This window comes from Enterococcus italicus (genome assembly GCF_023743875.1).
In the GTDB taxonomy this organism is placed as follows: domain Bacteria; phylum Bacillota; class Bacilli; order Lactobacillales; family Enterococcaceae; genus Enterococcus_G; species Enterococcus_G italicus.
Window position 1 is genome coordinate 1,272,712 of sequence record NZ_JAMRVB010000001.1, and the last position, 9,481, is coordinate 1,282,192.

Here is a 9,481-nt window from a genome sequence, read left to right on the forward strand (position 1 = left end):
AAATTTAGACGATAATATTTTTGTGTACGAAGATAGGAACCAACTAGTAAATGATATGACAGAAATAATGGACTCATTTTATGACTTAGAGTCGCACATTCGTAAAAGATATGGTTATTTTATCCGCACTATGGATTCTGAAGAGTTTACAGAAATAGAAAATGTAAAAAAACCAAAAATTTCAAACACGGAATCGTCTTTTAAAAACTTCACCTCCAATCTAAATAAGCTTTTTTATGAACCAATTCCAAATAAGAATAAATTCTTTTTTGGGAAATTGCAAAATGATTTTCCTGATCTTTTTGTAGCAATTGATAGAATAAGGGTATATAGAAACTCTATCGAACATAGGGAGCTTGATCCCAGACAAAAAATGCTATATGAACAGTATCTTAAAGAGGATTTAAATGGAAGATCACCATTATTAGTTAAAGATGGTTATGCTATTTTGCAAGGAAAAATCATGCAAAAACTTCATGAATCCATTTGCAAGCAATAACAGTTATGAAAAAATGTTTATAATATTCTTAAATATATACTGGAGAATTATATTACTATGTATAAATTATTAGCAGAAATATAAAACTGAGATTATACATTATCACTAATTTCTAGTTTTTTAGTTGTTCAAAATCAGCCGTGCTTAGTGACCGTGTAAAAGAGAATCAGTATGTTGTATATTCAGTGTTTAGCATGTTTGAACCTAAGATTAAAATAAAAGTATTTGAGCAATAGGTATATACGGTGTATACTTAATATAGGAGTTGATTATATGAATATTAAAAAACGAAAAATCAGAGAAGTAGGTAACTCAATAGTTGTAACTTTGTCAAAAGAAAGTGTTTTGCAAAAAGGTTTGAAACCTGGAGATACTATTTTTATTGATGAAGATAAAATGATGGATGCAATTGTGAAGGAAGAAAGTAATTTAGATCTTGAAATTGATATGTATGTGAATCAAGCTCTATCAGAATATGATGAAGCATTCAAGGAATTAGTTGATCGATGATTTATCTTAGCGAAAAAGATATTGTAAAATTGAATGTTATTCAAATAAAAAGATATTCACCAAGGGAAACAATTGGTGTCATTGATAAAAATGCTTTGAGTATGGCTGTAAATCAACCTAGACAGCATATTTTTGGAAAAGACCTGTATCCTGATGAGTTCAGCAAAGCGGCAGTTCTATTAATAAATCTGATCAAAAAGCATCCATTTAATAATGGTAACAAACGTACAGCATTTTTAGCTGCATATGTTTTTCTCAAGATAAACGGTTTCTCACTGACAATGGAAAATCAGGAAGTTGTAGAATTTGTAGTTAATATTGCTACGTATCAGGGTGAGTTTGATGACTTAAAAGAGACCACAACTGACATACTAAAAAATAATTCCACAAAGATTGATACAAAAAAATAGAAGCAAACTAGTGATTCGGTTTAATCTGGTGATCTAGTTTACTTCTATTTTTAGTTTACATAAGATACATTATGCAAAGTTATCGGTGATAAATAGTTTTAAATCAGCATGATTATTGTGTTGATTATATTTATGTCAACTAATTTCTCGTTATCGTAAATATAATCAACTTAGCTAGATGGATTTTACTTGATTGGCTATCTTGATAACAAGGCTATTCATAATTACGTGATTTAAAAAAGAAATCATACAATTAGTTGATCCATTTCTTTTTTTATTCGGTAAACTGTTTGCCTAGTCACATTATAGTCTTTTGCAATCTTTGAGATAGCAACTCCATTCTCCAGATCCTGAACGATGCTTTTATAAACAAGGCGTCGCTGAGGATCTTTTGTTTCTGCACTGTATAACTTAGGACGACCTTTATAGACGCCGTTTGCTTTAGCAATCTTAATTCCTTGTGCCTGGCGTCGTTTAGATTCAGTACGCTCTTGTTCGGCAATCATGGCTAAGATTTGAATGATTAAGTCTTTGATGAATTTATCCAGGAGAGGATTTCCGATTGCTTCAGCCATGATTGGTAAACTGGTGATAATAAGTCGCACATTCTTCTTCTTTAGATAATTAACTGAATCGATAATTTCGTCATAATTTCGTCCAAGTCGATCAATGGCTTCTACAATAAAAATATCTTGCTCTCTGACAAAATCTAAAGCTTCCTGAAAAATTGGCCGATGACTGATAGTTGCTCCAGATTGCTTTTCTATAAAAATTTTTTCAGCGCCAAACTTTTCCATTTCTTCAATTTGGCGTTGTTCATTTTGATCGATGGATGAAACTCGAATATAAGCAATTTTCAAATTTATTTCCTACTTTTCTTAAACATTTAAAATACACCCTAATCATACGTCAGAACGCTAGATGTCATCTTAATATTTAAATGGCGCATAGTTTGCTTCATAACTAGCGTTCAAAAAAACTAAAAATGTATCATAAAAAGAAGGCACGCTTATAAACATGCCTTCTTTTATTTGTTGTGTTATTTAACTTTCATCAATCGTAATCCGTTTAATGTTACTAAAAGCGTTGCTCCCATATCTGCTACAATAGCAATCCATAGTGTTAGCCAACCTGGTATGACTAGTAGTAGAGCTAATAGTTTTATACCTAATGAGAAGGTGATATTTTGCTTAATTACTTTTAGAGTTTGGCGGCTAAGTCTAACAATGAATGGTAATTTTTGTAAATCGTCGCCCATTAGAGCAACATCAGCAGTTTCGAGAGCCGTATCTGTTCCTGCACCGCCCATTGCAATACCAACCGTCGATGCAGCTAATGCTGGTGCATCATTAATGCCGTCGCCCACCATTGCTACTTTATTATAAGTTGTCCGCAACGCTTTAATCGAATCTAATTTTTCTTGAGGCATTAGATCTCCTTTTATTTCAGTCACACCTAATTGCTTACCAATAGATTCAGCGGTTTTAGTATTATCACCAGTAAGCATAATAGTGTGTTCAATTGACAACTTGTGGAGTTCAGAAATAACGGCAGCACTTGAATCTCTTACTTCATCCGCGACAGCAATTACTCCTAAAATTTGTTCGTCAGTACCGAAATACATGGCGGTTTTCCCTTGTTCTTGAAATTGTCTGTATTGTACTTTGACCGCTGTTTCTTCGATTACTGATGCAGAAAACAGTTTAGGGCTTCCAATATAGTAACGTATGTTTTGATGTATACCTGTAAGTCCTTTACCTGTGATAGATTGGAAATCCTCGATTTGTATTGACTTGTAATCCACATTAGTTTTATCCGCTTCGTTTAAAATAGCAGAAGCTAATGGGTGTTGAGAAAGAGATTCCAACGATGAAATAATCGATAGATAATTTATATCAGTTTCAGAACTGGTTGCAATGAAATCCGTTACGACAGGCTTTCCTTTTGTTAAGGTTCCAGTCTTATCGAAAGCAATTGCTCTCAAATGACCAATTTCTTCCAGATAGACTCCGCCTTTTACTAAAACACCATTTTTTGCTGCATTACCAATAGCCGAAACAATTGAAACAGGTGTTGAGATCACTAATGAACAAGGACATCCGACAACTAAAATGGATAACCCTTGGTAAAGCCATTTATTCCAGTCACCACCAAAGAATAGCGGAGGAACAACCACTATCAAAAGGGCCATAATAATTATGAATGGCGTATAGTATTTTGCAAATTTATCTACAAAGGCTTGTGCAGGAGCTCGTTCTCCTTGCGCTTCTTCAACTAAGTGAATGATTTTGGCAATCGTTGTATCCGTTACTTTTTTTGTTACTTTGACTTCAAGAACACCTTCTTCATTTAGTGTTCCTGCAAACACTTCATCATCTAACTGTTTTTCAACAGGAACCGATTCTCCTGTTATTGCTGCTTGATTTACTGAAGAATGACCGTTGATAACAAGCCCATCCATGGCTATTTTTTGTCCGGGTTTAATGATCATAATATCGTCGATATCGATTTTATCGACACTGACTAATTGCTCTACATTGTTTCTCCTGATAAGAGCTTCTTTGGGAGCTATATCCATAAGAGAACGAATCGACTGTCTTGCTTTATCCATTGAAAATCGTTCCAAGGCTTCGCTAATAGCAAATAGTATTACTACAATAGAACCTTCGGCCCATTCTCCAATAAATGCGGCCCCAATAATTGCAATAGTCATTAAAGATTCCATGGAGAAGTCCAATTTGATCAAATCAGAGAACCCTTCTTTAAATAAATCAAATCCACCAATTATTATTGCCAATATATAAAGAGCTTTCGTTAATAAATGATCTTCGCCCAATGATAGTTGGGAAATCACAGCAACAAGTATAAAACCAAGAGAGATGATTAAAGCGATATTCCGTTTAATAAAAGACTCTTTTGATCTAACTTGTTCATCATTTTCTTGATCATCACGAATGATAAGATTTTCGAAGGCTCCCGCTTCTTCGAGTTCTTCAATTGTTGTTTGGCCTTCTACTGAAATCTTACTTGCACCAAAGTTTACTGTTGCACTCGTAACTCCTGGCAACTGCTTTACATTTTTTTCAAATTTACCTGCACAATTTGTACAGCTTAATCCTTCTATTCGATAGGTTTTTTCGGTCATTTTCTCACTCATGCTAGCACCTCTTCTTTAAAATTTACGCCAAGCTCCATAAGATTTAAGATTTTGATATTTTTAATAAAATAGTAGACTAACTTACCATCCTTGTGACTATCAACTACTCCCAATTTTTTTAAGGAGTTCAGATGGTGTGAAGTTGTTGCGACCGAAGCATCAATGATATTAGCAATATCACAAACACATAGCTCATCTTCATGAACTAAAGCATGTACAATTTTAAGTCGATTTTCATCTGACAATATTTTAAAGAAACCACTTACTGACGGAGTATCAAAGTTTGCTAGTTTAGATTTAGCACGATTAACTTTGTCTTCATGAATACAAGTTATTTCACAAATTTCATTATTCATACGATCATTCCTTTACATTCAAATGTTTGTTTGAATGTATTGTATCAGAACATCCGTCTATATTCAAGTGAATGTTTGAATGTTCATAAAATGGTTCATTTCTGGACACTGTATTTTTTGTATTATTTTTCTTTAAAAGTGCTGAAATACATGTCCATAAACCCGTTAGATTATCTATGTTCAATTAATCACCCTGAATAAAGTTATGACACACTTAAAAAACTACAAATCGTTTATATGCATTTTTTTAAATGCGGGCTCACGGCTATGCTTCATTGATAACATGTTAGAAAAACAAGAAAGCAGCCCCCGGTATCTAATCGTGTCGGTGGTTTTCTTCTCCGTACAGGAGGTTCAATTTGATCACAATATTCAAATTCAGTTTTATAACGCGAAAATAGAGTTTATCGCATTCAGATTGTTGAGAAATAGTAGTAGAATAAGCTAACGAATAAATTATAGGGAGAACTGACGAAATGAATAATAATGATTTTTTGAGTGAAGTACCACCAGATGAATTGTCGGGTGATCCTGACCATACTAATGAATCAAGAAAGTTTTACTCAAAGTATTGGGGGAAAACATTGTCTAACGAAAGTTCAGACTATAATGGTTCATTAAAAAAGTATAGAGGGGATACGATAATTTCTTTTAATACCATGACTAGATGTATGATTAGCCTATTACCGATTTATAAAGACAGCAATCTTATTCTTGGTAAGACTGACCAAGGTACACTCTTAGATATTATCTTGCAGTCTGATGACGTAAGTGACAATTTAAAAGAGAAATTTGAAAAATTCCATACACTTTGTCATTGTTTAGCTAATTTTATGCCTATGGTGTATGATAAGTGGAATTTTGATAAGAACTCCCCATTTACAGATTTGAAAAATTTAAATCAAGCGAAAGGAAGTTATTTAAAATATAATGATTTTCCTGATTTATTTTTCTCGGATATTCGTCGGTTTGGGTTTAGTGAGGAGCCTTATAACGAAGAAGAGAAAAAAGAACACGCTGTCTATTTTACTGAAACGAATGGACAATATTTTGAGAGATTTAATAACTGGAATCAATTTGTAGAACGAAACTATTTACAAGATTTTTTTCAAAAATCAGACTTTGAACATACAGTGTCACTTGCACCATCGAAGGAATTTTTTCCATCGTATATTTATTCAAGGCTTAGTAAACTCCCAGAAGAAAAGAAGAAAGAGTGCATAGAACAAATTTCAATATTTTTAACTAACGCTATTATAATTATTACTGCCCGTGCTGAACGATTAGCTCGACTTGAGAATAATGCAAGTTTCGTCCAAAGTTAGAGTGTTGGGAGAGGTTACAACCAAGCAGAAGAAATTGTACAAGGCGTTATCCCTCCTTCATTATAAATTCCGGGAATTCAGGTTACAAAATAAAAAGGAACAAACAGAAAATTTCTATTTGTTCCTTTTTATTATTTACCTATCTAATCTTTTTTGTCTACTACAACGTATTCAGATTTTTCTTTTGATTTAAGTTTATTCCGTTCACGTCTAACTATTAACAACTCAAACAACGTTAAAATGGAAGCAACCCACTCAATGCGATTTTCAGACTATATTCTATACCCCAGTACTAATTTGCATTTTTCTTTTATTCCGCGTCAAAGTGCTCTTACTGATTCCGGTCATTTTCTCTACCTCTTTATAGGAATGATTCTTCAATAGATTCATGGCTAGATTGATTTGTTGCTGATTGAATTTCTTTGGTCGCCCTTCCCGGAAGTCGGGTTTCTGTTTGGCCAACTCTTTTCCCTCTTGCGTACGCTCCACAATCAGATCGCGCTCGAAATCCGCAAAAGCGCTGAAAATCGTGAAGATTAATCTTCCAGTTGACGTATTTTCAATAATCCCTAGATTCAGCACGTTGATCCGCACGCCCTTCTCAAATAAGAGCTTGATTGTGTTCAATGCATCTTGCGTGCTGCGAGCGAAGCGATCCAGTTTCGTCACAACCAACGTATCTCCTGTCTCAATTTCCTGAAGGAGTTTTTGGAACTCGGGACGATCACTTTTTGTTCCGGTAATTTTCTCGAAGTAGACTCGGTCGCAGCGTTCCTCTTCGAGTTGACGTAGCTGTCCTTCTAGATCTTGTTGGCGGGTACTCACCCGTGCATAGCCATATTTCATCTTTTTTCACCCTCACTTTTGAACATAAGTTATGACACCTTTGTATCCCTTGATTTTACTGGACGTCGGAACCATAGTCAATACTCTTGAGTTATGACTACAGAATACAGAGAGAAACGAAAGTTTTTGTTGTAAATATCAAAAGTGGTTTTATTTTTAACGTTTAGTTCGTTGATTATAAACGTTGATTTAACAACATTTAAACTTTTGTCGTTTGCATACTTGCATACCGTTTAACTTTTTTCGTTTGCATACTTTATTAATAAAGTCGGAGAGGTGGGCTAGTTATGAGTTTAGTTCGATCAAATAAAGCAAAATCTCTTAATAGAGGACCGAATATCGTACCAAAAGAGACTTTTTCACTCGATAATATTGTTCAACCAAAAAATACTAGGTATACACCTAAACCAACAACGTTAAAAATCGATACGAAGATTAGAGATCAAATTAACACGCTCTCATTGATCGGTTACGCAGATACCCAAAGGGAAGTTGTCGAAAAAGCCTTAGAAAGCATTCTGGAGAACATGGATATCGATGAAAGACGTAAATTTGATATTCAATATCAAGTTTTAGAAGATAAAACGATTAAATCAATGAAGAACAAATAAATGGCTTAGAATAGTAGGTATCACTTATTGGAAAGTAATACCTAATTATTTTATTTAATAATGCTACTATATAGATATATAAGTAGTATAAATAAAAAAAAGGGGGGATTTGAATGAGTAATATTAGCGTCAGACAAGCCGTTGAGCAATTAAAAAAAGCTGAGATTATTAGTAACGAAGAAGTTTTTAGACGCTGGTTACGTGAAGGAAAGGTCAACGGAGCATTCATTGAAAGCAAACGGCAGGGCTGGCAGATTCCTGAAGAAACAATTATCTCCATTATTGCTACTCACGAGGAAAATAGTATCAATAAAGAATATGACAGAGGATACAAAGACGGATATGCTGCTGCTAAACAAGATTTCAAATTAAAAATGAAAAAATTTATTTTTCAGGGTGCCTATGATGAACGATTTTCATTACATCGTGTAGAGTTCCAAGAAATGGCTAAAATCAGTAGACATAGAAAAAGGGATTTTTTTCGTTTCGCTGATGAACGGATTTTCAAAAGAGGCGTTAAAAATCCCCGTAGCCATATTCAAGTTGAGTATTTAGAAGGCTGGTTTGCATTTGGATCTGGTTATTTAATTCTTTTTGGACCCGACTATGAATACGATAGAGACTTAACTATTCAACACCAAGCAATCGCTCTTTTGAATGAATACTTATGACAAGAATTTATAGCTACTAATAAATAAAATAGTAGTAATGATTCTTAATCAGAAAAGAGTTATAATTAAAGAAGGAATCTTCCCCAGAATGATTTCATTAATAAGATTAAAATAACAAAATCGTGTAATTACTTTTTTTTATTTTCACAAAGTAAAAAAGAATCAAAACCCTGTTAAATTAGGGTTTTGATTCTCGAATTTTTGTTCAAAAATAAAATTCACAAACTTAATGGCTGTATCCCTTGGGGGACGGGCGGGTTCTTGTAATAGGGATTATGTGAACTAAGAGATTAAATAACTATTTTAGTATATTTTTGATACCTTGATAGATAAATGATTTTATTAGAGAAAAGAGGTAGTAAGGTGAAACTAACTAAAGTTGTGTGTGAAAATTGTGGAGGGAATATAGAGATTAACAATTTATCTCATATTAATAATCAAGAAGTTTCTTGTGCATATTGCGGTGCTACCTATATCGCTAACGCAAAACATTCTATAATTGGAGCACTACGAGAAGTAGAATTAGAGCGTATAAAAGAATTACAAAAAAAAGAGTCCTCTAAAGCGGAATGGGAATTTAAGGATAAACAAGAAGAAAGAAAACTTAATACTAAAATTCTTTTAGGTCTTGCCATTTTTATAGGTATCAGTATGTTAGCGCTAAGTGTAGGAGCATATTTTGAGTCCAACCCAATGGGAGTTAAAATTACTGTAGATCAAAGTGATTTTAAAGGTGAGAATTATAAAATCGTAAAAGAAAAGTTGACAGATATGGGATTTAAAAATATAAATACTGAAAAAGTAGCAGATTTAAAATTTGGAATTTTATCAAGTGAAGGTGATGTAAAAGAAGTCACTATCAATGGAGATAATGACTTTAAAAAAGATGATTACTTTGATGAACAATCAATTATAAAAATATATTATCATGTTTTTAAAGATTAATTTTAGATTTGTATAATGTTATTTATGTTAAATCATAAAAATTCCTCCCCCTAAGAAACTTTATGAGGGGGGGATATTCATAAGAACGATTATGTTAAGTAAAAAGTTAAATAACTAATTCAACTCTTTCTTTATATGTTATCGGCAACTG

The 9,481-nt window shown here is 33.2% G+C and carries 11 protein-coding genes; 7 read left to right on the plus strand and 4 right to left on the minus strand.

Annotated elements, in window-relative coordinates; all coding sequences use genetic code 11:
• The 3 genes from NE257_RS06140 to NE257_RS06150 form a co-directional block, all read left to right on the plus strand.
• On the plus strand, positions 1-499 hold a 499-nt coding region (locus tag NE257_RS06140), incomplete at its 5' end, for a hypothetical protein (protein WP_251886015.1).
• A gap of 273 nt (positions 500-772) precedes the next feature.
• Complete coding sequence (locus NE257_RS06145) at positions 773-1,009, plus strand: AbrB/MazE/SpoVT family DNA-binding domain-containing protein (protein WP_007209266.1); 237 nt, start codon at positions 773-775, stop codon at positions 1,007-1,009.
• A complete protein-coding gene (locus NE257_RS06150; RefSeq protein WP_007209265.1) occupies positions 1,006-1,419 on the plus strand; it encodes a type II toxin-antitoxin system death-on-curing family toxin in 414 nt (137 codons plus the stop codon). Before NE257_RS06145 ends, NE257_RS06150 begins: the two co-directional genes overlap by 4 nt.
• Before the next feature lie 245 nt (positions 1,420-1,664).
• Here the strand turns inward: NE257_RS06150 and NE257_RS06155 are convergent, their stop codons facing one another.
• The 3 genes from NE257_RS06155 to NE257_RS06165 all read right to left on the minus strand — a co-directional run bounded on the left by NE257_RS06155 (position 1,665) and on the right by NE257_RS06165 (position 4,932).
• Positions 1,665-2,279 carry a recombinase family protein gene (locus NE257_RS06155; protein ID WP_002345745.1) on the minus strand — a complete coding sequence of 205 codons (615 nt, stop codon included), beginning with the start codon at positions 2,277-2,279 and terminating at the stop codon, positions 1,665-1,667.
• A gap of 179 nt (positions 2,280-2,458) precedes the next feature.
• Positions 2,459-4,576 (minus strand): heavy metal translocating P-type ATPase, encoded by a 2,118-nt coding sequence (locus NE257_RS06160; protein ID WP_001291323.1) that lies wholly within the window; start codon positions 4,574-4,576, stop codon positions 2,459-2,461.
• Positions 4,573-4,932: an ArsR/SmtB family transcription factor gene (locus NE257_RS06165; RefSeq protein WP_003726380.1), complete on the minus strand. Its 360-nt coding sequence runs from the start codon at positions 4,930-4,932 to the stop codon at positions 4,573-4,575. Before NE257_RS06165 ends, NE257_RS06160 begins: the two co-directional genes overlap by 4 nt.
• Before the next feature lie 476 nt (positions 4,933-5,408).
• Between NE257_RS06165 and NE257_RS06170 the strand changes: the two genes are divergently transcribed.
• Entirely contained in the window at positions 5,409-6,257 is an 849-nt protein-coding gene (locus NE257_RS06170) for a hypothetical protein (protein WP_251886016.1), read from the plus strand.
• A 279-nt stretch (positions 6,258-6,536) separates the two neighbouring features.
• Here NE257_RS06170 and NE257_RS06175 read toward each other — a convergent pair whose 3' ends face one another.
• Entirely contained in the window at positions 6,537-7,103 is a 567-nt protein-coding gene (locus NE257_RS06175) for a recombinase family protein (RefSeq protein ID WP_251886017.1), read from the minus strand.
• Between the two features lie 287 nt (positions 7,104-7,390).
• Between NE257_RS06175 and NE257_RS06180 the strand changes: the two genes are divergently transcribed.
• From NE257_RS06180 to NE257_RS06190, 3 genes are all read left to right on the plus strand, one after another.
• The gene (locus NE257_RS06180) at positions 7,391-7,714 is read left to right on the plus strand and encodes a DUF5388 domain-containing protein (protein WP_251886018.1); all 324 of its coding nucleotides are present in this window, start codon (positions 7,391-7,393) and stop codon (positions 7,712-7,714) included.
• A 113-nt stretch (positions 7,715-7,827) separates the two neighbouring features.
• Complete coding sequence (locus NE257_RS06185; RefSeq protein WP_251886019.1) at positions 7,828-8,385, plus strand: hypothetical protein; 558 nt, start codon at positions 7,828-7,830, stop codon at positions 8,383-8,385.
• 363 nt (positions 8,386-8,748) lie between these two features.
• Positions 8,749-9,330 (plus strand): hypothetical protein, encoded by a 582-nt coding sequence (locus tag NE257_RS06190; protein WP_251886020.1) that lies wholly within the window; start codon positions 8,749-8,751, stop codon positions 9,328-9,330.
• Positions 9,331-9,481: the final 151 nt, after the last annotated feature.

Bases quoted from the DNA above. Each gene is read 5' to 3' on its own strand.
- NE257_RS06145 (WP_007209266.1), top strand. From the start codon at position 773: ATGAATATTAAAAAACGAAAAATCAGAGAAGTAGGTAACTCAATAGTT.
- NE257_RS06150 (WP_007209265.1), top strand. From the start codon at position 1,006: ATGATTTATCTTAGCGAAAAAGATATTGTAAAATTGAATGTTATTCAA.
- NE257_RS06160 (WP_001291323.1), bottom strand. From the start codon at position 4,576: ATGAGTGAGAAAATGACCGAAAAAACCTATCGAATAGAAGGATTAAGC.
- NE257_RS06165 (WP_003726380.1), bottom strand. From the start codon at position 4,932: ATGAATAATGAAATTTGTGAAATAACTTGTATTCATGAAGACAAAGTT.
- NE257_RS06170 (WP_251886016.1), top strand. From the start codon at position 5,409: ATGAATAATAATGATTTTTTGAGTGAAGTACCACCAGATGAATTGTCG.
- NE257_RS06175 (WP_251886017.1), bottom strand. From the start codon at position 7,103: ATGAAATATGGCTATGCACGGGTGAGTACCCGCCAACAAGATCTAGAA.
- NE257_RS06180 (WP_251886018.1), top strand. From the start codon at position 7,391: ATGAGTTTAGTTCGATCAAATAAAGCAAAATCTCTTAATAGAGGACCG.
- NE257_RS06185 (WP_251886019.1), top strand. From the start codon at position 7,828: ATGAGTAATATTAGCGTCAGACAAGCCGTTGAGCAATTAAAAAAAGCT.